Below are 23,890 nucleotides of genomic sequence, written 5' to 3' on the forward strand. Positions count from 1 at the left end.
ATGCCCGCGCGCAGCCTAGTTCCCGCTCTGACAGTCGCCCTTGCAGCCACCTGCCTCGCATGGGCGCCATCAGCCGCGGCGCAGTCCGGTGCCGCCGCATTGCGCGCCACCTACGACAAGCTCGCCCCAGCCTTGGCGAACAGCCAATTCGGCCGGCCGATGGTCCTGAATTCGGCCGAAACGGGGAACACGCTGCAAGGCGAGGTGTACGGCGTGCTGGACCGTCCGCTGGCCAAGGTCAGCGCTGCCCTGAACAAGCCGGCGCAGTGGTGCGAGATGATGCTGCTGCACCTCAACAATCGCGCCTGCCGTCTCGACGCGGCCAACAAGACCCTGACACTGAGCGTGGTGCGCAAGTACGACATCCCCGTCGAGCAGGCCTTCGAGCTGAGCTTTCGCGGTCGCCTCGTCAGCGCCACGCCCGACTACTTCGAGGCCAGGCTGAACTCAGGCAAGGGACCGTTCGGCACAAGCAACTATCGCATTGCGCTGGAAGGCATCCCGCTGAAGGACGGCAAGTCGTTCATTCACTTCAGCTACGCCTACGACCAGAGCTCCGCGACCCGCGTGGCGTCCAAGAGCTACCTGGCCACCTTCGGCCGCGGCAAGGTGGGCTTCACGGCCATCGGCGGCGAGCAGCAGCAACAACAGCAGCCATCCGGCGATGCGGAACTGATCGGCGGCATGCGAGGTCTGGTGGAGCGCAACGCGATGCGCTACTTCCTGGCCGTGGACGCCTACTCGGCGGCGCCGCAAGATTTCGAGAAGCGGCTGGCGCTGTGGTACGCGGCAACGGCGAAATATCCGCGCCAGCTGGACGACCTCAGCGAGGCCGAGTACCTCAAGCTCAAGCGCATGGACCGCCAGCGCCAGGGCGGCGCGTCTTAGTAGATGGCGCCCGCCCCACTCAGTTGACCGCGACGTTCTTGTCGCGGATGACCTTGCCCCACTTGTCGAAGTCGGTGCGGATGCGCAACGCCATCTGCGCCGGGTCGCCATAGGCCGCCGCGGCACCTGCCTTCACCAGGCGCTCCTGCACGTCCTTGTCGGCCAGGATCTGCTTGACCTCGGCGCTCACGCGATCGACCACCGGCTTGGGCGTGCCGGCCGGCGCCAGCAGGCCGCCCCAGGAGACGGCGTCGAAGCCCTTGAAGCCCTGCTCGGCCACCGTCTTCACATCCGGCAACTGCACGACGCGCTGCGGCGAGCCGACGGCAATGGCGCGCAGCTTTCCGGACTGGATGTGCGGCAAAGCAGCCACCAGGTCGGCGTACATCACCGGCACCTGGCCGCCCAGCAGGTCGGTCACCGCGGGCGTGCCGCCCTTGTAGGCGATGTGCTGCATGTCGAAGCCGCCCAGGTCCTTGAGCATTTCCATCGTCAGGTGGCCGAAGCTGCCCGGGCCGGAGCTGGTGTAGTTGAGCTGGCCCTTCTCGGCCTTTGCCTTGGCGATCAGGTCGGGCAGGGTCTTCACATCCGGCAGCACGGTGGGATTGACCACCACGACGATGGGCAGGTCGTACACGCTGGCGATGGGCGCGAAGTCCTTGGCCACGTCGTAGCCGGCTGACTTGTACAGGTGCGGCGCCAGCAGCGTGGGCGTGGCCAGCATCATCAAGGTGTAGCCGTCGGGCGCGCTCTTGGCCACGAACTGCGCGGCGATGGTGCCCGAAGCGCCGGCGCGGTTCTCGACCACCACCGGCTGCTTGAGGCGCTCGGCCAGCTTCTGGCCGACCACGCGCGAGGCGGTGTCGGTGGGGCCGCCGGGCGGAAAGGGCACGATCAGCTTGATCGGGCGCGCGGGCCAGTCCTGTTGCGCGATGGCCGGGGCGGCCGCGACGACGGCCAGCGAGGCAATGCCGATCGCCGCCAAAGCCTGGCGGCGGGTGAAGTTTTCGAATCTCATCAAGGAGTCTCCCGTTTCAGAAAATCAAAGAACGCCGCCCTGCCGAAGCGCGGCAATGGCCTGCGCGTCCATGCCCAGCAGCTCGCCGAGCACGCGCTCGGTGTCTTGCGCGAGCAGCGGCGGCGCGGCGCGCACGGGCATGCGCTGGCCGTCGAAGCGGTAAGGAGGCGCCAGCACCTGCACCCGGCCCGTTTCGGGGTTGGGCAGCTCGGCCAGCAGGCCGGCCTCGGTACTGCGCGGCGACTGCAGCGCCTCCAGCAGACCCAGCACCTCGCCGCAGGGAATGCCGGCCGCCGTCAGGCGCGCCAGCAGCAGCTCGCGCGGGCGGCGGGCCAGTTCGGCGCGCAGCTCGGGCAGCAGCACATGGCGGTTCTGGGAGCGGGTGAGGTTGGTGGTGAAGCGCTCGTCGGCCGCCAGGTCCGGCCGCTCCAGCACCTCGATGCAGAAGCGCTGGAACTGCGCGTTGTTGCCCACCGTGATGACCACCGGGCCGTCGGCCGCATCGAACACGCCATAGGGCACGATGGAAGGATGCGCGTTGCCGTACTTGGGCGGGTCGTTGCCCATCAGCAGCGCCTCCATGCCGTAGTAGGCGGTGATCATCAGGCCGCAGTCGTACAGGGCCATCTCGACATGCCGCCCCTGCCCAGTGCGCTGGCGGTCGAACAGGGCGGCCAAGATCGCCTGCGCCGAGTACATGCCGGTGAACATGTCCACCGCCGCCACGCCAAACTTCAGCGGGCCCTGGCCTTCCTCGCCGTTCAGTGCCATCAGGCCGGCCTCGCCCTGCACCACCAGGTCGTAGCCCGGGCGCGCGGCCTCGGGGCCGTCGGTGCGGTAGCCGGTGATCGAGCAGTACACGAGGCCCGGATTGATGGCCTTCAGCGACTCGTAGTCCAGCCCCATCTTCGCGATGCCGCCGAACTTGAAGTTCTGGATCACCACGTCGCTCTTGGCGGCCAGCTCGCGCACCAGGCGCTGGCCCTCGGGCTTTTGCAGATCCACGCCGACCGACTGCTTGTTGCGGTTGGCGCTGTTGAAGTAGGCGGTGTTGCGCGAGCCCACGCGCAGGCCCCAGTCGCGCGTGTCGTCGCCGCGGCCAGGGTGCTCGATCTTGATGACCTCCGCGCCCAGGTCGCCCAGCGCCTGCGCGCACATGGGGCCGGCCAGCACGCGCGACAGATCCAGCACGCGCACGCCGGCGAGTGGAAGGCGAGGTTCGCCGCCCACGGGGCCGGTCACTGCACGGCCTCCTGGCCCAGCGCGATGTAGCGCGCCAGGTGATGGTCCTCGTCGCCGAGCTGGTGGTCGATCATCACCAGCCGCTTGGCGTAGTGCGACAGCGGCAGCTCCCAGGTCATGCCGATGCCGCCGTGCAGCTGGATGCACTCTTCCGCAACGCGGGTGCCGATGCGGCCGATGCTGTACTTGGCCGCCGACAGCGCCTTCTCGCGGCCGATGCGCTCGCCGCCGTCGATGGCGGCGGCCGCATTGATGACGGCCGAGCGCGCCTGCTCGATCTCCAGCAGCAGGTCCGCCATGCGGTGCTGCAAGGCCTGGAAGCTGCCGATGGGCACACCGAACTGCTTGCGCACGCGCAGGTATTCGAGCGTGTCGCGCTTGGCCACTTCCATCCCGCCCAGCGATTCGGCGGCCAGGGCCAAGAGGCCCCAGCCGAGCGCGTGCTCGAGCACCGCGGCGCCTGCGCCCTCGGCGCCCAGCAGGGCCTCGGCGCCCACGCGCACCCCTTGCAGCGTCAGCTCGGCGGCCCGCCCGCCGTCGATCTTGCGGTAGCCGCGCCAGGCCAGGCCCGGCGCGTCGCCCGGCACCAGGAACAGCGAGATGCCCTCTGCGTCGTCATCGGCACCGTGCGTGCGCGCCGATACCAGCAGCAGCCTGGCGTTCTCGCCCTGCTGCACGACCGCCTTGGCGCCGTTCAGCGTCCAGCCTTCGCCGGATCGCTCGGCGCGCGTGGCGACCCGCGTCGCCTCGTAGTGCGAGCCCGGCTCTTCGTGCGCCAGCGCAGCGATGGTGCTGCCGTCGATCAGCGCGGCAATGCCTTCCTTTTGCGCCGCAGTGCCGGCCCGTGCAATGGCACGGCCCACGAGCAGCGCGCCGAGGAAGGGCTCCACCACCAGGCCCTTGCCCAGGCTCTCGAAGACGACGGCCACGTCGAAGCCGGCGCCGGCGAAGCCGCCCACGTCCTCGGGGAAGAGGGCGCCCAGGGCGCCGATCTCGGCCAGTTGCGACCAGTGTTCGCGGCTGAAGCCCTCGTTGCTCTGTGCGATGCGGTCACGCGCGCCGAATGCGTACTGCTCGGCGATGAAGCGGTCCAGCGAGTCCGCCAGCATGCGGCGGTCTTCGGTGTGTTCGAAGTTCATGATGGTGCGCCCCTCACAGGCCCAGGATCATCTTGGAGATGATGTTCTTCTGGATTTCATTGGAGCCGCCGAAGATCGACAGCTTGCGGTTGTTGAAGTAGGCCGCGGCCAGCGGCGCCGCCTCGGCCGGGCCGACCGGCGCTTCGTCGTAGCCTTCATGCAGCGCGGCCTCGATGAAGGGCTGCGCATACGGCCCCATCGCGCGGCGGGCCAGCGAAGAGATCTCCTGCCGGATCTCGGTGCCGCGGATCTTCAGCATGGAGCTTTCCGCACCCGGCACGCCGCCACCGGCCACGGCGGCGATCACGCGCAGGTTGGTGGTCTTCATGTTCTCCAGGTCGATCTCGACCTTGGCCAGGCGCGCGGCGAACAGCGGGTCTTGCGCCAGCGGGCGGCCGTTGCGCTGCACCTTGGCGGCGATGCGCTTGAGCTTTTCCAGCGCGGCGACGGAGAAGCCCACGCCGGCGATGTTGGTGCGCTCGTAGGTCAGCAGGTACTTGGCATAGGTCCAGCCCTTGTCCTGCTCGCCGACCAGGTTCGCGGTCGGCACGCGCACGTCGGAGAAGAACACCTCGTTCACCTCGTGCTCGCCATCCAGCGTGATGATGGGCCGCACCTCCACGCCGGGCGCGTTCATGTCCACCAGCAGGAAGCTGATGCCCGACTGGGCCTTGGCCTCTTTGTTGGTGCGCACCAGGCAGAAGATCATGTTGGCGTGCTGGCCCAGCGTGGTCCAGGTCTTCTGGCCGTTGACGACGTAGTGGTCGCCATCGAGCACTGCCGTCGTCTTGACCGAGGCCAGATCCGATCCCGAACCGGGCTCGGAGTAGCCCTGGCACCACCAGTCCTCGCCGTTCAGGATGCGCGGCAGCCAGTACTGCTTTTGCGCCTCGCTGCCGTATTTGATGAGCACCGGCCCCAGCATGTTGACGCCGAAGGGCACGATGCGCGGCGCGCCGGCCAGCGCGCATTCGTTCTCGAAGATGAACTTCTGCACCGCGCTCCAGCCCGGCCCGCCGTACTGCCGCGGCCAGTGGTTGGCCAGCCAGCCGCGCTCGTGCAGGATCGCGTGCCACTGCACCATGTCCTCGCGCGTCAGGCGCAAGGCGTTCTTCACCTTGAGCGACAGCCGCTCGGGCAGCCGGTCGCGCAGGAACTGCAGCACCTCGCTGCGGAACGCTTCGTCTTCGGGGGTGAACTGGAGGTCCATGTCAGCGCCTCTTGACGTCAGAAGATTTCGAACAGGCCCGCCGCGCCCATGCCGCCGGCGATGCACATCGTCACCACGCCCCACTTGGCCTTGCGGCGGCGCCCCTCGAGCAGGATGTGGCCGGCCAGCCGCGCACCGGTCATGCCGAAAGGGTGGCCGATGGAGATGGCGCCGCCGTCCACGTTCAGGCGCTCGGCCGGAATGCCCAGCGTCTGCTGGCAGTAGATGGACTGCGAGGCGAAGGCTTCGTTGAGTTCCCACAGGTCGATGTCGTCGACCGTGAGGCCAAAGCGCTGCAGCAGCTTGGGCACGGCGAACACCGGGCCGATGCCCATTTCGTCGGGCTCGCAGCCCGCCACCGCCATGCCGCGGAAGGCGCCCAACGCCTGCAGGCCCAGGCGCTCGGCCTCCTTGGCTTCCATCAGCACGCAGGCGCTGGCGCCGTCGGACAGCTGCGAGGCGTTGCCCGCGGTGATGAACTTGTCGGCGCCCTTCACCGGCGCCAGCTTGGCCAGCGATTCGTAGGTGGTGCCGGCGCGGTTGCAGGTGTCGTGGTCGACGGTCACCTGCTTCTTGCTGACTTCGCCGGTGTCCTTGTTGGTCATCGCCATGGTGGTGGTGACGGGCACGATCTCTTCGCGATAGCGGCCGGCCTCCTGCGCTTGCGCCGTCTTGCGCTGGCTTTCCACGGAGAAGCGGTCCTGCGCCTCGCGGCTGATGCCGTAGCGCTGCGCCACGATGTCGGCGGTGTCGATCATCTCCATGTACAGCTGCGGCTTGTGTTCGATGATCCACGGGTCCAGGCCCGAGTTGCCGTCGTCGCGGGTGCGGATGCCGGAGATGCTTTCCACTCCGCCCGCGATCATGGCCGGCGCGCCGTCCACCACGATGCGCCCGGCGGCGATGGCGATGGCCTGCAGGCCCGAGGCGCAGAAGCGGTTCACGGTGGTGCCGGCAATGGTCAGCGGCAGTTCGGACCGGATGATGGCCTGCCGCGCGACGTTGCGGCCGGTGATCCCCTCGGGATAGCCGCAGCCGAGGACGGCGTCCTCGATCAGCGCCGGATCGACGCCCGCGCGCTCGACGGCGGCGCGCACCGCGAAGCTGGCCAGCGTCGGGCCGGGCGTGATGTTGAGCTCGCCGCGGTGCGACTTGGTGAGCGGCGTGCGGGCGGTAGAGACGATGACGGCCTGGCGCATGAGCTTGTCCTTGAAGGTTGAGGATGAGCGCCGCCGCCCCCTCTTGGGGGAAACGGCGCGGGGGAATCGAAATTCAGCGCTGGGGCTGGTTCAGGCTGGAGAAGTCCTTGCCCCCGGCCACCAGCTTTTCGAGCAGCGGCGCGGGCTTCCAGAACAGCGGGTCTTCCTTGGCGAAGGCGCGGATGTCTTCCAGGATCCTGGGCAGGCCCACCATGTCGGCGTACTTCATCGGGCCGCCGCGATGGCGCGGGAAGCCGTAGCCGTAGAGGAAGGTCACGTCCACGTCCAGCGGGCGCAGCGCGATGCCCTCGGCCACCACCTTGGCGCCCTCGTTGACCATCGCGGCCATGTAGCGGCGCATGATTTCTTCGGCCGTGAACTTGCGCGGCGCGATGCCTTTCTTCTGCCGCTCGGCATCGACGATGGCCAGCACCTCGGGGTCGGGCTGGCCGACGCGGGCGCCCTGCGGATAGAGGTAGAAGCCGCGGCCCGTCTTCTGGCCGAACCAGCCGCGCTCGCAGACGCGGTCGGCCACCTCGACGTAGCGCGCCTTGGGGTCGCGCGTGGCCGCGCGGCGCTTGCGCGTGGCCCAGCCGATGTCGCCGCCGGCCAGGTCGGTCACCTGGAAGGGGCCCATTGGGTAGCCGAAGCCGCGCACCGCCTCGTCGATCTCGTAGGGGCTGGCGCCGTCTTCCATGATGTAGTCGGCCGCCTGCTTGTACACCGCCAGGATGCGGTTTCCGATGAAGCCGTCGCACACGCCGGCGCGCACCGGCACCTTCTTCATGCGCTTGGCCAGCGCGAAGGCGGTGGCCACCACGTCCGCGCTCACCTTGGCGGGCACCACGATCTCCAAGAGCTTCATGATGTTGGCCGGGCTGAAGAAGTGCAGGCCGACCACGTCCCCTGCACGCGCAGTGCTGGCGGCGATGGCGTCGATGTCCAGGTAAGAGGTGTTGGTGGCCAGCACGGCGCCGGCCTTGCAGACGCGGTCCAGCTCCTTGAACACGGCCTTCTTGACCTCGAGGTCCTCGAACACCGCTTCGATGACCAGGTCGACCTCGGCGAAGGCGTCGTAGGTGGTGCTGCCGGTGTAGCGCGCCATGACGGCGGCCTTGGCCTCTTGTGTCATGCGGCCCTTGGCAATCAGGCCGTCGTAGACCTTCTCGACGTTGGCGCGGCCACGATCGATGGAAAGCTGATCGCGCTCGACCATCACCACCGGCAAGCCGGCATCGAGCGCGGACACCGCGATGCCCGCCCCCATGGTGCCGCCGCCGACGATGCCGATGCGCTCCAGCTTGCGCGGCTGCGCGGCCCTGGCCTCGGGCACCTTGGCCACTTCGCGCTCGGCAAAGAAGGCGTGGATGAGGCCGGCGCGCTGCGGGCTGTCGATGCAGGCGAGGAAGGCCTCGCGCTCCAGCTTCACGGCCTCGTCGAAGGGTTGGTCGAGCGCGGTCTGCACGGCTTGCACGATCTTCATGGGCGAGAACAGGCCGCGCGACTTCTTGGCCGTGTCTGCCTTGGCGGCGTCGATGGCGGCCTGCGCGGTGGCGCGGTCGGCCAGGCCCTGCGCGTCGCGGGTGCGGCGAACACCGGCGCCTTGCGCCAGCAGTTGGGTGGCGTGGGCCAGGCCCGCGGCCTGTGCGTCTTCGCCCGCGGCTAATTCGTCCACCAGGCCGAGCGACAGCGCTTCCTTGGCCTTGACGTGGCGGCCGCTCAGCATCAAATCCAGCGCGGCCTGCGCGCCCACCAGGCGCGGCGCACGCACCGTGCCGCCGGCGCCGGCGCCGGGCATCAGGCCCAGCTGCACCTCGGGCAGGCCCAGCTTGGCGTCCTGCAGGGCGATGCGGTAGTGCGCGGCCAGCGCAATCTCCAGCCCGCCCCCCAGTGCGGCGCCGCGAATGGCGGCGACCACCGGCTTGCCGCATGCTTCGATGCGGTTGCACACCTCGGGCAGCGAGGGCGGTTGCGGTGCCTGGCCGAACTCGCGGATGTCGGCGCCGGCTACGAAGTTGGCGCCTTCGCCCACGATCAGGATCGCCTTCACGCCGGCGTCGGCGTCGGCCGCCTCGACGGCCTCTTTCAGGCCACGGCGCACGGCCGACGAGATGGCATTGACGGGCGGGTTGTCGATGGTGATGCACAGCACATCGCCATGGCGGGCGCTGCGGACGACGGGGGCAGGTGCGGGAAGGGTGGTCATGCGGGTGTCTCCGTCGCAAATTTTGATATGCCAATCCGATATCTACAATTGCCATGGAGATTGACACACTGTCAATTTCTGATTGACAGTAGGCCCCGATCCCATGGACCAGAACGCCCTTTCCCTGTTCGTCGAGATCGTCGAAGCCGGCAATCTCAGCGAGGCCGCGCGGCGCCTCCGCATGAGCCGCGCCAATGTGAGCCACCGGCTCGGCCAGTTCGAGCGCGGCCTGGGCCAGCAACTGCTGCGCCGCACCACCCGCCGCATCGAGCCCACCGAGATCGGACTGCGCCTGTACACGCACGGCTGCGCCATCCGCGATGAACTGCAGGCCGCGAGCGAATCGGTGGCATCGCTGGGCCAGAGCCTGCAGGGGCGCGTGCGGCTGTCGGTGCCCAGCGGCTACGGTCAGCTCGTCATGTCCGATTGGCTGGTGGACTTCAAGCGCGCCTACCCCGGCATCGTGCTGGACGTGATGTTCGAGAACCGGGTCGAAGACCTGATGCGCGAAGAGGTCGACATCGCCATCCGCGTGATGTCCGAGCCGCCGCAGAACCTGGTGGCGCGCGACATGGGCCCGGTGGGCTACGTGGCATGCGCCAGCAGCGCCTGGGTGCGCGAACATGGCCTGCCGGCGCAGCTGGACGATCTGCGCAACGTGCCGCTGATCACCTCGGCCGTGCACGGGCGGCAACTGCGCGTGTCGGCCTACCTGGGCCAGGAGCGGCACGAGGTGCTGCTGGAGCCGACCCTCATCTCCGAGAACTTCCTGTTCCTGCGCAAGGCGATCCTCGCCAGCCTGGGCGTGGGCATCGTGCCGGACTACGTGTTCGAGGAAGAGCTGCGCAATGGAGAAGTGGTGGCCGCGCTGACCGAGTGGCGCCTGTCGATCTTCGGCACGCACATGTACATGCTCTACATGCCCGGCCGCCACCGCACCCGTGCCGCCGCGACCTTCATCGAGTTCATGCTTGCCAAGGCCACGCAATCGCGGGACGTCGCCACATGAAGCATCTGGGCCGGCTGATTCGAAGCGCCAGCCTGAGCGGTTATGTGGACCTGGTGAAGTCGCTGGGCCGGGACCCGGCGACCTTCATGCGCGCCGTGGGGCTGTCGGCCAAGCTGCTGGATGACCCCGAGACGCTGATTCCCGGCGACGCCGTGCGCGAGCTGCTCGAAATCACCGCGCGCGCCACGCATGCGGAAGACCTGGCGCTGCGCCTGGCAGCCCAGCGCAAGCTCTCCAACCTGGGGCCGATCAGCCTGGTGCTGAAGGAGGAGCCCACGCCGCGGGCCGCGCTCGACACGCTGTGCCGATACCTGAAGCTGGTGAACGCCTCGCTGATCACCCGCATCGAGGACACGGGCAAGGTCGTCATCATCCGCGAGGACTTGCTGCCCAGCCCCGGCTTGCCGATGCGCCAGTCGATGGAGCTTGCCATCGGCATCATGTTCCGCATCCTGGGCGAGTTGATCGGGCCGCAATGGCGGCCGCTTCAGGTCTGCTTCACGCACCGCCCGCCGGCGGACGTTTCCGCGCACCAGGCCTTCTTCGGCCGCATCGTGAAGTTCAACCAGGAGTTCAACGGCCTGGTCTGCGTGGCGGAGGACTTGGCAAAGCCGCGCAACTTCGAGGACCAGGGCGTCGCGCACTTTGCGCGCGAATACCTGGAAGCGGCACTGCGCAATCGCCATGAAAGCGCACGTGGAACCTGTCGCGAGCTGATGCTGGCCTTGCTGCCGGGCGGCATCTGCACGGCACAGGAGCTTGCACGGCACTTGCGCGTCGATCGGCGAACGCTGCATCGCCGCCTCGATGCGGAGGGACTCAGCTTCAGCACTTTGCTCGATGAGGTGCGGACCGAACTGGCCACGCGCCACCTGCGCGACAGTGATTTGCCGCTCGGCGAGGTGGCGGAGTTGCTGGGCTTCTCGGGGCCCAGCAGCTTCAGCCACTGGTTTCGCGTCAACTTCGGCTGCAGCGCCTCGCAGTGGCGCAGTCAGGCCGCCTTGCGCAAGAAGCCCTGATTGCCCCCGTTGCGATTCGGCGCGAAGCCATTGGCCAGCAGCGACTCTTCTACCGTGTCGTAGAACACGCCGATCTTGCTGATCTCGCGCGCTTGGCTGGCTGTGGCCACCTCGCGGCCGAACTCGCGCGAGATGCGCACCAGCTGCTCGATCTGCGCCACGGTGCCGATCTTCGCGCTGCGCGTCTGGTTCCAGAGAACGTCTTCGGTGCCGCAGCGCACGTGCAGGCCCATGGCGATGCCCATCATGTTGACCGGCAGCACGTTGCGCACCGAGCTTTCCACCGTGAGCACCGCACCATCGGGAACCGCGCGCACGAAGTTGGCCAGGTTGTAGATGTTGGGCGCGTCCATGCCGCCGCTGATGGCCACCCAGTTCATCACCAGCGGGCCCTTGTAGACGCCGCGGCGCATCAGGCGCTCGACCGACTCGAAGCTGTTGATGTTGTAGCCCTGGAAAGCGCTCTGGATGCCGGCGGCCGTCAGGCGGCGGATGTGCTCCTCGACCCAGCCGGGCTGGGCCGGCACGGTCATCTCCTTGTAGGCCTCGAAGATGGCGGGGATCTCGCGCGAGGTGCCCTTGAAGTCGGCCAGTTCCGCATGCTCGGTCACGTTCATCTGCGAGGTATTGACGGTCACCGTGACCTGGTCGGGCTTGGGCTCGAGCTCGGCCAGCATGTGGCGGGTGTCGTCACTCAGCCACTTGGCAGCGGCGCCTTCGTTCTCCGGCGCGAAGCTGATCGAGCCGCCCACCTGGATGATCATCTCGGGTACGGCCCTGCGCACGCCGGCGATCAGCTCGTTGAACTTGGACAGGCGCTTGCTGCCCTTGCCGTCGAGTTCGCGCACGTGCAGGTGCAGCACGGTGGCGCCGGCGTTGTAGCAGTCCACCGCCTTCTGGATCTGCGCCTCCATCGTGACCGGGATCTCTTCCGGAAAGTCCGAGGGAAGCCAGCCCGGCGCGTAGGGGGCAGCCGTGATGATCAGGGGCTGCTGGTTCTCGGGGAACAGGTGGCCGTCGAGGAAGTTCATGGCGTCGCGTCTCCAGGTTTCAATGCAGGGATGTGTCGAGGCGATCAGTACGGAACGTCGCCGACGATGCCGGCCCGTTCCATCTTGCGCGGCGCTGGCCAGTAGTCGTTCACCGCGTAGTGCTGGGTGCTGCGGTTGTCCCACACGACCACGTCGCCAGGCTGCCAGGACCAGCGCACCTGATATTCGGGAATGGTGGCCCGGCTGATCAGGTAGTTCAGCAGCAGCGAGGCACCCGGCGTCTTGTCGATGCCGTGGCGCACGTTCTCGGGGGTGTTGTAGTTGACCAGGTGCGTCGTGAACGCGCCGACATACAGCACCTTTTCGCCGGTCTCCGGATGCGTTCGCACCACGGGGTGCTCCACCGGTGGGTGGTCCTGGCCCAGCTTCGCGCGGGCTTGCGGCGTCATGACGGCGCCGAACGAGTGTTCGATGCTGGCCTTGGCACGCAGGTTCTTTAACTTCTGCTTGATCTCATCGGGCAGTTCGTCGTGCGCCAGCACCATGTTCACCCAGATCGTGTCGCCACCGATCTCCGGGCACTCGATGCAGCGCAGCACGGCGCCCATTGCAGGGTTCTGGCGCCACAGGCCGTCGCTGTGAAAGGTGTTCTCGTAGCTGTGCTTGCTGTCGCTGCGGTAGATGCGGACAAGGCCCGGATGCGCCGGATCGCTGTCGACCACCGGGTGATCCTCCAGCGCCCCGAAGCAGCGCGCAAAGGCCACGTGCTCGGCGCGCGTGATCTCCTGCCCGCGAAAGAAAATCACCTTGTGCTTGAGCAGTGCGGACTTGATGCCTGCAAAGAGCGCCGGGTCGCGCGACGCCTCGCCGAGGTGGACGTCCATGACTTGCGCCCCGATGGCGGGCGTGATGGGCCTGATCTTCATCTTTGGTCTCCGGTGGATTGCGTGACGGCGATTGGGGCCTGCCTAGTTCGCCTGAATGTTGAACTTCTTGACGATGGCGGCGTTGCGTTCGGACATCGCCCTTGTCTCGCGGACCAGCGCAGCCGTGTCGACGCTCAGCTCGGGCTCCAGGCCCACCTCGCTCAGCTTCTGGCGCACCGCCGGCGCCTGGCCCGCCTTTTCGATGCTGGCGTGAAACTTCGCCAGCACGTCGGCCGGCAGCTTGCTGGATCCGATGAAGCCGACCCAGCCCATGAACTGAAGCTCCGGGTAGCCGAGCTCGGTCGTGGTCGGCACGTCGGGCAGATGCCTCGACCGGCTTTTCCCCGAGAAGGCATAGGCGCGCAGCTTGCCGCTCTTGATCAGCGGCACCGCCGTCAGCATGCCGTCGAACATGATGTCCACCTGGCCGCCGAGCAGGTGCTGCAGGGCGGGCGGCGAGCCGGGATAGCCGACGTGCTGCAGGTCCAGCTTGGCCTGATCGCTCAGGATCAGGCCCGCATAGTGCGAGACGGTGCCCGGGCTGTAGCTGGCGAAGCTGGCGGAGCCCTTGCGCGTTTTCAACTGCGCAACGAGGCCCTGGAAGTCCTTGGCCGGGTAGCTCGCCGCGGTGACGAGGACGACGCCCGACCGCGCCACCGCCGCGACGGGGATCACATCCTTGAGCGGGTCGAAGGGCATCTTCACCACGTGCGGCGTCTCGGCCAGCACGTTGCTCGCAGCCAGCACGATGGTGTTCTCGTCGTGCGGCGCCTGCAGCATGGCCTGGATGCCGATCGCGCCGCCTGCGCCGGGGCGGTTCTCCACCACCACGGGGCGGCCCATGTCGACGGCTATCTGCTGCCCGACGACGCGGGCGACGATGTCCATCGTGCCGCCCGGGGGCGCCGGAACGATGATCTTCAGCGGCCGCTCGCCCGCTGCCCAGGCGCTCAATGCCAACGACCACCCCATCAGCGCCATCGAAGCGCGTGCCAGGCTCAGCAGCTTCATGTCTTGTCTCCGGTTTTGTTGTCGGGCCGACTTGCCCACGCCACGAGTATCCGGCGCGCGTCCGCGGGCTTCTTGCTTATCCGGGACATCGTTTTGCTTATCTGTGACACACGTGGCAATGCGGTTCCCGTCCTGATGTTCCGCCGCAAGAATCGCGTCGATGCAACCACGAAGAGGCATGCCATGACACAAGCCATCCGCTTCCACGAGACCGGCAGTGCGCAAGTCCTGAAGCTGGAGGACGTCGAAGTCGGTGAGCCCGGCCCGGGCCAGGCGCGCGTGCGCCACAGCTACATCGCCGTCAACTTCATCGACATCTACTTTCGCACCGGCCGCTATCCGTTGGCGCTGCCCAGTGGACTCGGATCCGACGCGGTGGGCGTGGTGGAGGCCGTGGGGCCGGGCGTGACGGACCTGCGCGTGGGCGACCGCGTCGGCTACCTGATCGGCCCGCAGGGCGCGTACTCGCAGGCCCGCGTAATGCCGGCCGAGGTGCTGATTCCGCTGCCGGGCGGCATTTCGGATCGCAGCGCAGCGACCTTGATGATGAAGGGCATGACGGTGCAGTACCTGTTCCGCCAGGTCTATCCGCTCAAGGGCGGCGAGACCATCCTGTACCACGCGGCCGCCGGCGGCGTGGGGCTGATCGCCTGCCAATGGGCGCGGGCCATGGGCGTGACGATGATCGGCACCGTCAGCACCGACGAGAAGGCGGCCATCGCCAAGGCCAACGGCTGCACCCACACCATCGTGACCTCGCGCGAGAACATCGCCCAGCGTGTGCGCGAGCTCACCGATGGCAAGGGCGTGCCGGTGGTGTACGACTCGGTGGGCAAGGACACGCTGGAGGCCTCGCTCGACAGCCTGCAGCCGCGCGGATCGCTGGTCAGCAACGGCACCTCATCGGGGCCGGTGGTCATCGACACCCGATTGCTGGCCGCCAAGGGCTCCATCTGGCTCACGCGGCCGACGATGATGCATTACATCCAGCCCCGCGCGCACATGCTGGAGATGGCCCGGGAGCTGTTCGATCACGTGCTGGCCGGGCGCATCGTCAGCGAGCCGCAGCAGAGCTTCGCGCTGGCCGACGCGGCCGAGGCGCACCGCGCACTGGAAGGGCGCAAGACCACCGGCGCCACCGTCCTCGTGCCCTGAGAAGCGGTGAACAGAGAGCAGGTCAAGCGCTCGGCGCGGTTTCGGCCGAGGCCGGCGCCATGGTCGCGAGGAACTGCTGTCCCACGGCAGCGATGATTTCCGCGCGTGGCGCGTGGAGTAGCTGCACCAGGGCGATTTCACGGTGCTCGGCGGCCTGCGGGATGGGCAGCAGCCGCAGCATCGGGTCGGCCGCCCAGTCACGCTCGGCCAGGCGCGGCAGCATGGCCACGCCCAGGCCGTCGCGGACCAGGTCGACGATGGCTTCGATGGAGTTCAGTTCCAGAAACTCCTGAGGCTTGGCGCGCAGCCGCCGCAACGTGCGCTCTACCAGCTCTCCGGTGTGCTCGCTGCGGTCGAAGCGGATGAAGGGGTAGCGCTCCACCATGGCGCGCGGGCTGGACGGGCGTGAGGCGGCAGGCGTCAGCAGCACCATGGCTTCGGCATACAGCGGCGTCCAGAGCAGCGAAGGGCGGCTGATGGCCGGGTTGCGCACCACCACCGCGGCATCGAGCTCACGGCTTTCCACCTGGGCGATGAGTTGGTTGGACTTGCCCGAGACCACGTGCAGATCCACAGCCGGGTGGCGGCGTTTGAGCTCCAACGTGGCACGCACCAAGCGCCCCAGCCCGGACACGACGGCTCCGAACTGCACCGTGCCGGCCAGCGGCGCGTCGGCCTGCGTGCCGTGTTGCGCCTGCTCGTACAGCGTCACGATCTGCGTGGCCACCGGCACCAGCGCGCGGCCCTGTTCGTTGAGCGTGACCAGCTTGCCACGGCGGGCGAAGAGCTTGCGCTTGAGGTCGCTTTCCAGCGAGCGCATCTGCAAGCCGACGGCCGCCTGGGTGAGCGCCACCCGGTGTGCGGCGGCGGTAAAGGAGCCTTCGGCGGCCACGGCGAGGAAGGTGCGCAACACGCGCAGGCTGGACATGATGAGAAAGATTTTCTTTCAAGTTGGCGAAGAAATTATCGCTTTCGCAAAAGTTTTTCCATCATCAGAATCCACGGCTGTTCACCCGGTTCTGTTTCTGGAGATTCCCTTGACCAAGCACCTTGCGCATCGACTCTTTGCCTCCTGCGCCACCCTGGTGGTCGGCGCCATGGGCTTGGCGGGCCCTGCAGCCGCCGCCGATGCCTGGCCTTCGCAACCGCTGAAGATGATCGTCGGCTTTGCGCCGGGCGGCGGCAACGACATCCTGGCGCGCATCCTCGCCAAGGAGCTGCAGCAAAGCCTGGGGCAGTCCGTCGTGGTGGAGAACCGCGCAGGCGCCGGCGGCCTGATCGCCAGCGAGTTCGTGGCCAAGGCGCCCAAGAACGGCCACACCCTGTTGCTGGGATCCATCGGCGGCAACACCATCGCGCCGGTGCTGGCCAAGAGCCTCGCTTTCGACCCGCGCAAGGACCTGGCGCCGATCTCGCTGGTGGCCGAGTCCGGCAACGCGCTGCTGGTCAACGCCAAGCTGCCTTACAAGAACGTGAAGGACTTCATCGATGCCGCGCGCAAGGAGCCGGGCATCATCAACTACGCGTCGTCCGGCACGGGCTCCACCCTGCATCTGGCAGGTGCCCTGTTCGCGCAGCAGGCCGGCGTCAACATCGTGCATATCCCCTACAAGGGCAACAGCCAGGCCCTCACCGATGTGGCCGGTGGCCAGGTGCAGGCCATCTTCTCCGGCATTCCGCCGGCGATCGTCTCGGCCAAGACGGGCCAGACCCGCATCCTGGCCGTGACCAGCAAGCAGCGCGTGAAGTCGCTGCCCGATGTTCCCACCATCGCCGAGGCCGGCTTGCCGGGCTACGTCTTCAGCTCCTGGTATGGGCTCTTCACCACCGGCGGTACCGACCCGGCCATCGTCGAGCGGCTGGCGCGCGAGGTGCACAAGATCATCAGCAAGCCCGAGGTGCAGGCGCAGTTCGACGCCCAGGGCGTGGAGCCGGTCACCAGCGACCCCAAGAGCTTTGCGGCGCAGGTCGACCGCGAACTCAGCCGCTGGAGCCGAGACGTCAAGGCCATGAACATCACCCTCGATTGACCCCCATGACCCGTTTGAACTTCAACCCCGGCAATCCATACGCCTCCACCCGCATCCCCGTTTTTGCGCGCAATGCGGTGTCCACCTCGCACCCGCTGGGGGCACAAGCCGGGCTGCGGATGCTGTGGAAAGGGGGCAATGCGGTGGATGCCGCCATCGCGGCGGCGGCGACCATGGCCATCGTCGAGCCCGTGAGCAACGGCCTCGGCTCGGACGCCTTCTGCATCCTCTGGGACGGCAAGGAACTGCACGGCCTGAATGCCTCCGGCCGTGCGCCGCAGGGCTGGACGCCGGAATACTTCGAGCGCCGCTACGGCCGTCAACCCAAGCTGCCGCGCCGCGGCGTCGATTCCATCACCGTGCCGGGCGCCGTCAGCGCCTGGGCGGCGCTGCACGAGCGCTTCGGCTCGCTGCCTTTCGCCGAACTGATGGAGCCTGCAGCCGAAATCGCGGAGCGCGGCTACCTCGTGCCGCCGGTCGTGCAGCAGAAATGGGCTGCGGGCGCGCCCGAGCTGCAGGATCAACCGGGCTTCAGCGAAAGCTTTCTACCCTCGGGCCGTGTACCGCGCGTGGGCGAGCTGTTCCGCTTCCCGGCGGCAGCGCGGGCACTGCGCTCCATCGGCGCAAGCGCCGGTCGCTCCTTTTATGAAGGCGAGATCGCGCAGGCGCTGACGGCCTTCGTCCAACAGCACGGCGGGTGCCTGGGCATGGCCGACATGGCTGCGCACCGGCCCGAATGGGTCAAGCCCCTGGCCAAGGACTACCGTGGCTTCACCCTGCACGAGATTCCGCCCGGCGGCCAGGGCATTGCCGCGCAGATCGCGCTGGGCATCTTGTCGAACTTCGACCTGGCCAGCCTGCCGGTGGACTCGGTGGCCTCCCAGCATCTGCAGATCGAGGCCATGAAGCTCGCCTTCGCCGATGTCTACCGTTACGTCGCCGATGCCGGCATGGAAGTGACGGCCGAACAGATGCTGGACGATGCCTACCTGGCCGCGCGCGCCCGCCTCATCGACCCGAAGCGCGCACAGGACTTCAAGGCCGGCAACCCGGTCCAGGGCGGCACCATCTACCTGACCGCGGCAGACGAGAGCGGCATGATGGTCAGCTTCATCCAGAGCAACTTTGCCGGCTTTGGCTCCGGCGTGGTGGAGCCGAGCTTTGGCATCAGCCTGCAGAACCGCGGCCACGGCTTCAGCGGCGACCCGGACGGCCCGAACCGCGCCAACCTGGTGGGGCCCGGCAAGCGCCCCTTCCACACCATCATTCCGGCCTTTCTCACGCAGGACGGCCAGCCGGTGATGAGCTTCGGCGTGATGGGCGGCAACATGCAGCCGCAGGGCCACATGCAGACCCTGGTCCGCATGATCGACTACGGGCAGTCGCCCCAGGCGGCCTGCGATGCACCGCGCTGGCGCTTCAACGAAGGGATGGAGATCAACGTCGAGTCCTCCATGAGCCCGGCCACCGTCGCCGGCCTGCAGGCCCTGGGCCACCATGTGGAAGTCATCGACGACCCCTACCAGGACTTCGGCGCGGGCCAGTTCATCTGCCGCATGGGCGAGCCGGCCAGCGAGGGCTACCAGGTCGCCAGCGACCCGCGGCGCGACGGGCTTGCCGCGGGCTTTTAGCAGGTAGTCGGCGCGCCCGGCTCACAGCTGAGTCGGAACCTTCTTGCGTTCCTGGTTGCTGCGGCGCCGAGTCGGGCTCGTCGCGTGCGCTCTGGCAGGCATTGGAATCGGCGCTATGGGAAGCCCGCTCCTTCCGGGGCGGTGGGCCCCGGAATTGTTGCAGTCGGCCTTGTCTCATCGGTGCTTTTCTGGGTTGTGGGCATCTGGAAGAACGAGCGCCTCGCCTGGGCGCGTCCTTCTCCCTGCCAAGTACAGAAGACTTAGACCGGCCGGGACCGGACCTTCGGAACGACTGCACAATCGCGCGAATTTCACGACGAGCGGGTTCATCGAGCTCGGCTTTTCGGAGAACCTTCAACTTCAGCTCTGCGATAGCAGTGATCAGTATGAGTCCATGCAAATCCGCTCACCGGCCGAAGGTGCGCCGATCATCGTCATATGAGCGAGCGGCCTAGCCCTTCGTTGCCCCCGACCTGCTACAGCGGGCTTCGCCCGCTTTCGCAGGCGGGTGAACTCAAACGTTAGGCCTCACGCGAAGAACCTAGTCAATGCACTACCTTCAATGCCGTCGATTCATCAGCTTGACCATTCTCCTGACTACTGCCGCCGGCGCACAGAGCGGGGGATCCCAACCGAATCCGGCTGCCTCTGACACTGCTGCCTCAACATCGGCTCGCACGGCAACCGCCGAAGATGCCAGAGTCGTCGAATCCTCGGCACTTGGCGCTTGCTTTAGGCGACCACCGCAATACCCGGCCGCGGCACTAAGAGATGAGCAAGAAGGAAGAACGGTCGTGTCCTTCGAGGTGTCGGCTACCGGTGTCGCCGAGCGTCCTGTGGTGTTCCGTTCCAGTCAGTTCGCGCTGCTCGATGAAGCCGCTCTGAACCACATGAAGAAGTGCCTGAAGATCACCGCCACCGGGACCTCCGGCGCGCTCCCGCCTGGTCGCTATGCGCTGCCTTTGGTATGGCGCCTCGAATGAGGCCTAACCCTTCGTTGCACCCGAAGTGCTACAGCGGGCTTCGCCCGCTTCCGCACTCGGGTGAACTCAAACGTTAGCCGGTCCAAGGTCTGCGTTGAGCAAGCCGGAGCCTTCGCGGCTGTGGCACAGTCCGGCCACAAGCAGACCTCCGGGGCCGGGGCAGAATTCGGCACAACAGCAACGACCTGACTCATGAACAAAGACATCGAGGAAGAGCCCCCCTGGGATGCTTCACTTGCGAAGACCCTGCCTGGCCAACTGGTCCTCGTGGGACTTGCCTACTTTGAAACGGATGCCGAGGAGCCCTTCGAGCAGCAACAGCTGTTCGGGCGCGTCGTCGCGGCAGATGAGCGCAAGGGGATACTGCTGTCTCTGGAAGGTCGAAGAACCGGCGAGGAGTTCAACCTGCCTCCCGATACACGTTCATTTCGACAGGCGGGGCCAGGCGAATATCGGCTTCGGACAACAGGCGAAACGGTCGTCAATCCCGACTTCACGGTGACGTTCTCCATACGCAAGCAAGCGAAAGCGGAAGCGCAGAGCAGCGACTGAGTGCGGGCCAGGAGCCGCCGCACGGCGAGCTAGTCCGTTTGCACAGCTGAACAATGGAATACAGGATGCCTACCAAACTGAAAACGTTCGCGACGCCGCTCGATCCATTTTGGCGGTGAGATTCTCAGTACCAAGACCCCCGGAGGAACGCACTTCTACAATCTTGTCGATGGCGCGAGGTGGGATCTGACGGTCAGTCAGTTCGCAGAGCCGGTGCCCTATGACGATTCCCCCACGTCGCGCGATGCAGCTCTCGCGGATACGTCCGATGAAAAGTACGCGCTCATCAAAGCCCGCCTTGAGCAAGCCATGTAGCGCCTTGCCACCTACCGGGTACGGCCAGTTGCAGTTGTCCGCCCGTCGCATCGAATTTCCGGTTCGAACCCTATTGGCGACAACAGGCGGGCACTCAAGATGGCCTCGGTTTCAGGACTTGTGTCGGGCTGCGTTCGGACCTGAACCGAGATTGCATAGGCCAAAGGTACATCTAAGAGACGGAAGGGCTCAGCGCAACCAGCTCTTGATGCGCCGGGCGAGCGCATCGCGGCTGATGCCATAGCGTTCGTGGAGGGTCGGCAGCGCACCCGCATCGAGAAAGGCGTCGGGTAGCCCCGCAAGCTCGAATCCCGCAGGCTGCACCCGATGGCGCAGCAGCGTGCTCGCCACCGACTCGCCCAGCCCGCCGATCACCGAATGGTTCTCGGCCACCACCACCAGCCGGTGCTTGTAGCGCACCGCCTCGAGGATAGTGGCCTCGTCCAGCGGCTTGATCGTCGGGCAGTGCAGCACCGCGACGCCGATGTTGTCGGCGGCCAGGGCATCGGCCACCTCCAGCGCGCGCATGGTCATGAAGCCGCTGGAGATCACCAGCACGTCGTTGCCCTCGCGCAGCAGCTTGGCCTTGCCCAGCTCGAACTTGTAGTCGTATTCGTCCAGCACCAGCGGCACGTTGCCGCGCAAGAGGCGCATGTAGACCGGCCCCTTGTGCGCCGCGATCTGCGGCACCGCCTGCTCGATGTCGAGCGCGTCGCAGGGATCGACGATGGTCAGGCCCGGAATGCCGCGCATCATCGCGATGTCCTCGGTCGCCTGGTGGCTGGGGCCGTAGCCGGTCGTGAGGCCCGGCAGCGCGCAGCAGATCTTGACGTTGAGGTTCTCCTCGGCAATCACCTGGTGGATGAAGTCGTAGGCGCGCCGGGTGCCGAACACGGCATAGGTGGTGGCGAAGGGCACCAGCCCCTCCTTGGCCATGCCACCCGCCGCCGCCATCAGCAACTGCTCGGCCATGCCCATCTGGAAGAAGCGATCGGGGTAGGCCTGCGCGAACAGGTGCAGGTCGGTGTACTTGGCCAGGTCGGCGGTCATGCCGACGATCTCCGGCCGGCTGGCGGCCAGCGCCACCAGTGCCTTGCCGAAGGGCGCGGCCTTGACGCGCTGTCCCTCGGTGGCGATGGAGGCGATCATCGCCGAGGTGGTCAGGCGCGGTTTCTTCTTGGCTTCGACGACGGCGTTCATGCGGTGGCTCCTTCTGCTTGCATGTAGGGCTGGGATTGGTCGAGGATCTCGATGGCCTGCTGCCATTCGGGCGGATCGACGCGGATGAAGTGGTTCTTCTCGCGGCTTTCCAGGAAGGGCACGCCTTTGCCCATCAGCGTGTTGAACAGGATCACGCGCGGTTTCGCCGCCGCGAGCGCGCGGGCCGCATCGAAAGCCTGCAGCACCGCCCCGAGGTCGTTGCCGTCGACGCGCTGCACATGCCAGCCGAAGGCCTCCCACTTGTCGGCCAGCGGCTCGAAGCCCAGCACCTTGGTGGACGGGCCGTCGGCCTGCTGGTTGTTGATGTCGACCAGGCAGATGAGGTTGTCCAGGCAGTGGTGCGCCGCCGACATGGCCGCCTCCCAGGTCGAGCCTTCGTCGAGTTCGCCGTCGGACATCGAGTTGTAGATGAAGGCCGGGTTGCGCTTCTGCTTGAGCCCCAGCGCCATGCCCACGGCAATGGGCAGGCCCTGGCCCAGCGAGCCGCCGGAGATTTCCATGCCCGGCGTGTAGGCCGCCATGCCCGACATCGGCAGGCGGCTGTCGTCGCTGCCATAGGTCTCGAGTTCGCTCTCCGGAATGACGCCGGCCTCGATCAGCGCGGCGTAGAAGGCGATGGCGTAGTGCCCGTGGGACAGCAGGAAGCGGTCCCGGCCTTCCCACTCGGGCTCGTCGGGCTTGATCTTCAGAGCGTGGCCATATGCCACTGCCAGCACGTCGGCATAGCCGAGTGCCTGGCCGATGTAGCCCTGGCCTTGCACTTCGCCCATGCGCAGGGCGTAGCGGCGGATTCGATAGGCGCACTGCGCCAGCGTGGCGAGGGCGGTGACGGGAGATGTCATCAAGGACTCCTGGTTGAAGAAAGACGGCGCGCGGTCAGCGCAGGATGAAGGCCGGCACGTAGGACACCAGTCCCAGCACCAGGAAGGCGACCACGTAGAAGGGCCCCAGTTCGCGAACGGTCTGCCCGACCTTCACCTTGGCCAGCGCACTGGTGATGAAGAGGGTGGTACCGACCGGCGGCGTGTACAGCCCGATGGCGAGGTTCACGACCATCATGATTCCCAGCTGGGTCATGTCCATGCCGATCGACGTCGCCAGCGGCACGAACACCGGGGTGAGCAGCAGCACGGCGGCGGGCAGGTCGATGAACATGCCGAGCGCGAGCATCAGGAGGTTCATGAACAGGATCACCAGCCAGGCCGAATGCACGTTCTGCTGCACCCACAGGGCGATGCCCTGCGGCATCTGGTCGAAGGTCAGCAGCCAGCCGATGGCGGCCGAGGTCATGATCACCAGCAGCACCACGCCGGTGGCCAGGCCCGCATGGACGATGCAGGTGTGCAGGCGCTTCCAGCTCAGGTCGCGGTAGATCACGGCCGACACCAGTCCTGCATAGAGCGTCGAGAGCACGGCCACCTCGGTGGGCGTCGCGATGCCGAAGCGCAGGAAGATGATGATGAGCACCGGCAGCACCACCGCGGGCGAGGCATAGCGCAGGTGGTGGATGAAGGCCGCATAGTCGAAGGGCGCGGTCTCGCGCGGGAAGTTGCGCCGCTTGCCCACCCACCAGCAAGCCGCCATGAAGCCGCCGCACATCAGCAGCCCGGGCAGCACGCCGGCCACGAACAGCGAGGCGATGGACGCGTTGGCCGACAGCGCGAACAGGATCATCGGGATCGAGGGCGGGATCAGGATGTCGATGGTCGCCGCCGCCGCCAGTGTGGCCGCCGAGAACGCCGCCGGATAGCCCAAGCGCTTGTGCCACGGGATGAGCAGCGAGCCGATGGCCGAGGCATCGGCCACGGCCGAGCCGGACACGCCGCCGAACAGCGTCGACGACAGCACCCCGACCTGCGCCGGCCCGCCGTGGAAGCGGCCGATGAGCGTGGAGAGCACGCCCACCAGGGCTTCGCCCAGCTTGCCGCCCATCATGAGCGAGCCGGTCAGCATGAAGAAGGGGATGGCGATGAGCGGGAAGCTCTGCACCTGCGCCACCATCTGCTGCACCAGCAGGTCCAGCGGCACGCGGTCGGAAGTGGCGGCTGCCGTCATCGCGGCCATCAGCAGCGCGTGGGCGATGGGCATGGCGACCACGGCCGCGCCTATGAATACGAAGAGGATGAGTGCACTCATGACATGTC

22 protein-coding genes are annotated in these 23,890 nt (G+C 67.2%); 9 read left to right on the forward strand and 13 right to left on the reverse strand.

Features of this window, described 5'->3' with window-relative positions; all coding sequences use genetic code 11:
• Nucleotides 1-888: a hypothetical protein gene (locus tag ACIPRI_RS20860; protein WP_446623390.1), complete on the forward strand. Its 888-nt coding sequence runs from the start codon at nucleotides 1-3 to the stop codon at nucleotides 886-888.
• A 19-nt stretch (nucleotides 889-907) separates the two neighbouring features.
• Here the strand turns inward: ACIPRI_RS20860 and ACIPRI_RS20865 are convergent, their stop codons facing one another.
• The 6 genes from ACIPRI_RS20865 to ACIPRI_RS20890 all read right to left on the reverse strand — a co-directional run bounded on the left by ACIPRI_RS20865 (nucleotide 908) and on the right by ACIPRI_RS20890 (nucleotide 8,902).
• Nucleotides 908-1,906, reverse strand: coding sequence for a Bug family tripartite tricarboxylate transporter substrate binding protein (locus ACIPRI_RS20865; RefSeq protein WP_446623391.1), 999 nt, complete (start codon nucleotides 1,904-1,906; stop codon nucleotides 908-910).
• A gap of 24 nt (nucleotides 1,907-1,930) precedes the next feature.
• Nucleotides 1,931-3,148: a CaiB/BaiF CoA transferase family protein gene (locus ACIPRI_RS20870; protein ID WP_446623392.1), complete on the reverse strand. Its 1,218-nt coding sequence runs from the start codon at nucleotides 3,146-3,148 to the stop codon at nucleotides 1,931-1,933.
• Nucleotides 3,145-4,287 carry an acyl-CoA dehydrogenase family protein gene (locus ACIPRI_RS20875; protein WP_446623393.1) on the reverse strand — a complete coding sequence of 381 codons (1,143 nt, stop codon included), beginning with the start codon at nucleotides 4,285-4,287 and terminating at the stop codon, nucleotides 3,145-3,147. The genes ACIPRI_RS20870 and ACIPRI_RS20875 overlap by 4 nt, the downstream gene beginning before the upstream one ends.
• Before the next feature lie 13 nt (nucleotides 4,288-4,300).
• The gene (locus tag ACIPRI_RS20880; protein ID WP_446623394.1) at nucleotides 4,301-5,497 is read right to left on the reverse strand and encodes an acyl-CoA dehydrogenase family protein; all 1,197 of its coding nucleotides are present in this window, start codon (nucleotides 5,495-5,497) and stop codon (nucleotides 4,301-4,303) included.
• 17 nt (nucleotides 5,498-5,514) lie between these two features.
• Nucleotides 5,515-6,696: an acetyl-CoA C-acyltransferase gene (locus ACIPRI_RS20885; protein ID WP_446623395.1), complete on the reverse strand. Its 1,182-nt coding sequence runs from the start codon at nucleotides 6,694-6,696 to the stop codon at nucleotides 5,515-5,517.
• A gap of 73 nt (nucleotides 6,697-6,769) precedes the next feature.
• Nucleotides 6,770-8,902 carry a 3-hydroxyacyl-CoA dehydrogenase NAD-binding domain-containing protein gene (locus tag ACIPRI_RS20890; RefSeq protein ID WP_446623396.1) on the reverse strand — a complete coding sequence of 711 codons (2,133 nt, stop codon included), beginning with the start codon at nucleotides 8,900-8,902 and terminating at the stop codon, nucleotides 6,770-6,772.
• 103 nt (nucleotides 8,903-9,005) lie between these two features.
• On the opposite strand from ACIPRI_RS20890, the gene ACIPRI_RS20895 reads away from it, so the two are divergent.
• Nucleotides 9,006-9,911: a LysR family transcriptional regulator gene (locus ACIPRI_RS20895; RefSeq protein WP_446623397.1), complete on the forward strand. Its 906-nt coding sequence runs from the start codon at nucleotides 9,006-9,008 to the stop codon at nucleotides 9,909-9,911.
• Nucleotides 9,908-10,930 (forward strand): AraC family transcriptional regulator, encoded by a 1,023-nt coding sequence (locus ACIPRI_RS20900; protein ID WP_446623398.1) that lies wholly within the window; start codon nucleotides 9,908-9,910, stop codon nucleotides 10,928-10,930. The genes ACIPRI_RS20895 and ACIPRI_RS20900 overlap by 4 nt, the downstream gene beginning before the upstream one ends.
• Here ACIPRI_RS20900 and ACIPRI_RS20905 read toward each other — a convergent pair.
• From ACIPRI_RS20905 to ACIPRI_RS20915, 3 genes are read right to left on the reverse strand one after another with little or no spacing between them, the layout of a single operon-like run.
• A complete protein-coding gene (locus ACIPRI_RS20905) occupies nucleotides 10,903-11,961 on the reverse strand; it encodes a 3-keto-5-aminohexanoate cleavage protein (RefSeq protein WP_446623399.1) in 1,059 nt (352 codons plus the stop codon). The genes ACIPRI_RS20900 and ACIPRI_RS20905 overlap by 28 nt on opposite strands.
• Before the next feature lie 44 nt (nucleotides 11,962-12,005).
• On the reverse strand, nucleotides 12,006-12,848 hold the full coding sequence (locus ACIPRI_RS20910) for a TauD/TfdA dioxygenase family protein (RefSeq protein WP_446623400.1): 843 nt from the start codon (nucleotides 12,846-12,848) through the stop codon (nucleotides 12,006-12,008).
• 42 nt (nucleotides 12,849-12,890) lie between these two features.
• Nucleotides 12,891-13,829: a Bug family tripartite tricarboxylate transporter substrate binding protein gene (locus ACIPRI_RS20915; protein WP_446623535.1), complete on the reverse strand. Its 939-nt coding sequence runs from the start codon at nucleotides 13,827-13,829 to the stop codon at nucleotides 12,891-12,893.
• Between the two features lie 213 nt (nucleotides 13,830-14,042).
• On the opposite strand from ACIPRI_RS20915, the gene ACIPRI_RS20920 reads away from it, so the two are divergent.
• Complete coding sequence (locus ACIPRI_RS20920) at nucleotides 14,043-15,014, forward strand: quinone oxidoreductase family protein (RefSeq protein ID WP_446623401.1); 972 nt, start codon at nucleotides 14,043-14,045, stop codon at nucleotides 15,012-15,014.
• A 22-nt stretch (nucleotides 15,015-15,036) separates the two neighbouring features.
• Here the strand turns inward: ACIPRI_RS20920 and ACIPRI_RS20925 are convergent, their stop codons facing one another.
• Nucleotides 15,037-15,942: a LysR family transcriptional regulator gene (locus ACIPRI_RS20925; protein WP_446623402.1), complete on the reverse strand. Its 906-nt coding sequence runs from the start codon at nucleotides 15,940-15,942 to the stop codon at nucleotides 15,037-15,039.
• 109 nt (nucleotides 15,943-16,051) lie between these two features.
• Between ACIPRI_RS20925 and ACIPRI_RS20930 the strand changes: the two genes are divergently transcribed.
• The 5 genes from ACIPRI_RS20930 (at nucleotide 16,052) to ACIPRI_RS20950 (ending at nucleotide 20,525) form a co-directional block, all read left to right on the forward strand.
• Entirely contained in the window at nucleotides 16,052-17,044 is a 993-nt protein-coding gene (locus tag ACIPRI_RS20930; protein WP_446623403.1) for a tripartite tricarboxylate transporter substrate binding protein, read from the forward strand.
• Nucleotides 17,045-17,049: 5 nt separating this feature from the next.
• Nucleotides 17,050-18,675: a gamma-glutamyltransferase family protein gene (locus tag ACIPRI_RS20935; RefSeq protein ID WP_446623404.1), complete on the forward strand. Its 1,626-nt coding sequence runs from the start codon at nucleotides 17,050-17,052 to the stop codon at nucleotides 18,673-18,675.
• Nucleotides 18,676-19,223: 548 nt separating this feature from the next.
• On the forward strand, nucleotides 19,224-19,658 hold the full coding sequence (locus ACIPRI_RS20940; RefSeq protein WP_446623405.1) for a TonB family protein: 435 nt from the start codon (nucleotides 19,224-19,226) through the stop codon (nucleotides 19,656-19,658).
• Nucleotides 19,659-19,850: 192 nt separating this feature from the next.
• Complete coding sequence (locus ACIPRI_RS20945) at nucleotides 19,851-20,210, forward strand: hypothetical protein (protein WP_446623406.1); 360 nt, start codon at nucleotides 19,851-19,853, stop codon at nucleotides 20,208-20,210.
• A 102-nt stretch (nucleotides 20,211-20,312) separates the two neighbouring features.
• Complete coding sequence (locus ACIPRI_RS20950; protein WP_446623536.1) at nucleotides 20,313-20,525, forward strand: YunG family protein; 213 nt, start codon at nucleotides 20,313-20,315, stop codon at nucleotides 20,523-20,525.
• Nucleotides 20,526-20,714: 189 nt separating this feature from the next.
• On the opposite strand, the gene ACIPRI_RS20955 is transcribed toward ACIPRI_RS20950, so the two are convergent.
• The 3 genes from ACIPRI_RS20955 to ACIPRI_RS20965 are packed head-to-tail and all read right to left on the reverse strand — an operon-like array spanning nucleotide 20,715 to nucleotide 23,882.
• On the reverse strand, nucleotides 20,715-21,725 hold the full coding sequence (locus ACIPRI_RS20955; protein WP_446623407.1) for a transketolase family protein: 1,011 nt from the start codon (nucleotides 21,723-21,725) through the stop codon (nucleotides 20,715-20,717).
• Nucleotides 21,722-22,588, reverse strand: coding sequence for a transketolase (locus ACIPRI_RS20960; protein WP_446623408.1), 867 nt, complete (start codon nucleotides 22,586-22,588; stop codon nucleotides 21,722-21,724). The genes ACIPRI_RS20955 and ACIPRI_RS20960 overlap by 4 nt, the downstream gene beginning before the upstream one ends.
• A 34-nt stretch (nucleotides 22,589-22,622) precedes the next feature.
• Complete coding sequence (locus ACIPRI_RS20965) at nucleotides 22,623-23,882, reverse strand: TRAP transporter large permease (RefSeq protein WP_446623409.1); 1,260 nt, start codon at nucleotides 23,880-23,882, stop codon at nucleotides 22,623-22,625.
• Nucleotides 23,883-23,890 lie beyond the last annotated feature (8 nt).

Source organism: Variovorax sp. LARHSF232 (assembly GCF_052871435.1).

Excerpts from the sequence above, each read along its gene's own strand:
- ACIPRI_RS20905 (WP_446623399.1), bottom strand. The coding sequence starts at position 11,961 with ATGAACTTCCTCGACGGCCACCTGTTCCCCGAGAACCAGCAGCCCCTG.
- ACIPRI_RS20965 (WP_446623409.1), bottom strand. The coding sequence starts at position 23,882 with ATGAGTGCACTCATCCTCTTCGTATTCATAGGCGCGGCCGTGGTCGCC.
- ACIPRI_RS20945 (WP_446623406.1), top strand. The coding sequence starts at position 19,851 with ATGAACAAAGACATCGAGGAAGAGCCCCCCTGGGATGCTTCACTTGCG.
- ACIPRI_RS20910 (WP_446623400.1), bottom strand. The coding sequence starts at position 12,848 with ATGAAGATCAGGCCCATCACGCCCGCCATCGGGGCGCAAGTCATGGAC.
- ACIPRI_RS20880 (WP_446623394.1), bottom strand. The coding sequence starts at position 5,497 with ATGGACCTCCAGTTCACCCCCGAAGACGAAGCGTTCCGCAGCGAGGTG.
- ACIPRI_RS20895 (WP_446623397.1), top strand. The coding sequence starts at position 9,006 with ATGGACCAGAACGCCCTTTCCCTGTTCGTCGAGATCGTCGAAGCCGGC.
- ACIPRI_RS20900 (WP_446623398.1), top strand. The coding sequence starts at position 9,908 with ATGAAGCATCTGGGCCGGCTGATTCGAAGCGCCAGCCTGAGCGGTTAT.
- ACIPRI_RS20890 (WP_446623396.1), bottom strand. The coding sequence starts at position 8,902 with ATGACCACCCTTCCCGCACCTGCCCCCGTCGTCCGCAGCGCCCGCCAT.
- ACIPRI_RS20875 (WP_446623393.1), bottom strand. The coding sequence starts at position 4,287 with ATGAACTTCGAACACACCGAAGACCGCCGCATGCTGGCGGACTCGCTG.
- ACIPRI_RS20925 (WP_446623402.1), bottom strand. The coding sequence starts at position 15,942 with ATGTCCAGCCTGCGCGTGTTGCGCACCTTCCTCGCCGTGGCCGCCGAA.
- ACIPRI_RS20920 (WP_446623401.1), top strand. The coding sequence starts at position 14,043 with ATGACACAAGCCATCCGCTTCCACGAGACCGGCAGTGCGCAAGTCCTG.
- ACIPRI_RS20935 (WP_446623404.1), top strand. The coding sequence starts at position 17,050 with ATGACCCGTTTGAACTTCAACCCCGGCAATCCATACGCCTCCACCCGC.
- ACIPRI_RS20940 (WP_446623405.1), top strand. The coding sequence starts at position 19,224 with ATGCACTACCTTCAATGCCGTCGATTCATCAGCTTGACCATTCTCCTG.
- ACIPRI_RS20885 (WP_446623395.1), bottom strand. The coding sequence starts at position 6,696 with ATGCGCCAGGCCGTCATCGTCTCTACCGCCCGCACGCCGCTCACCAAG.
- ACIPRI_RS20860 (WP_446623390.1), top strand. The coding sequence starts at position 1 with ATGCCCGCGCGCAGCCTAGTTCCCGCTCTGACAGTCGCCCTTGCAGCC.
- ACIPRI_RS20865 (WP_446623391.1), bottom strand. The coding sequence starts at position 1,906 with ATGAGATTCGAAAACTTCACCCGCCGCCAGGCTTTGGCGGCGATCGGC.
- ACIPRI_RS20955 (WP_446623407.1), bottom strand. The coding sequence starts at position 21,725 with ATGAACGCCGTCGTCGAAGCCAAGAAGAAACCGCGCCTGACCACCTCG.
- ACIPRI_RS20915 (WP_446623535.1), bottom strand. The coding sequence starts at position 13,829 with ATGGCGCTGATGGGGTGGTCGTTGGCATTGAGCGCCTGGGCAGCGGGC.
- ACIPRI_RS20960 (WP_446623408.1), bottom strand. The coding sequence starts at position 22,588 with ATGACATCTCCCGTCACCGCCCTCGCCACGCTGGCGCAGTGCGCCTAT.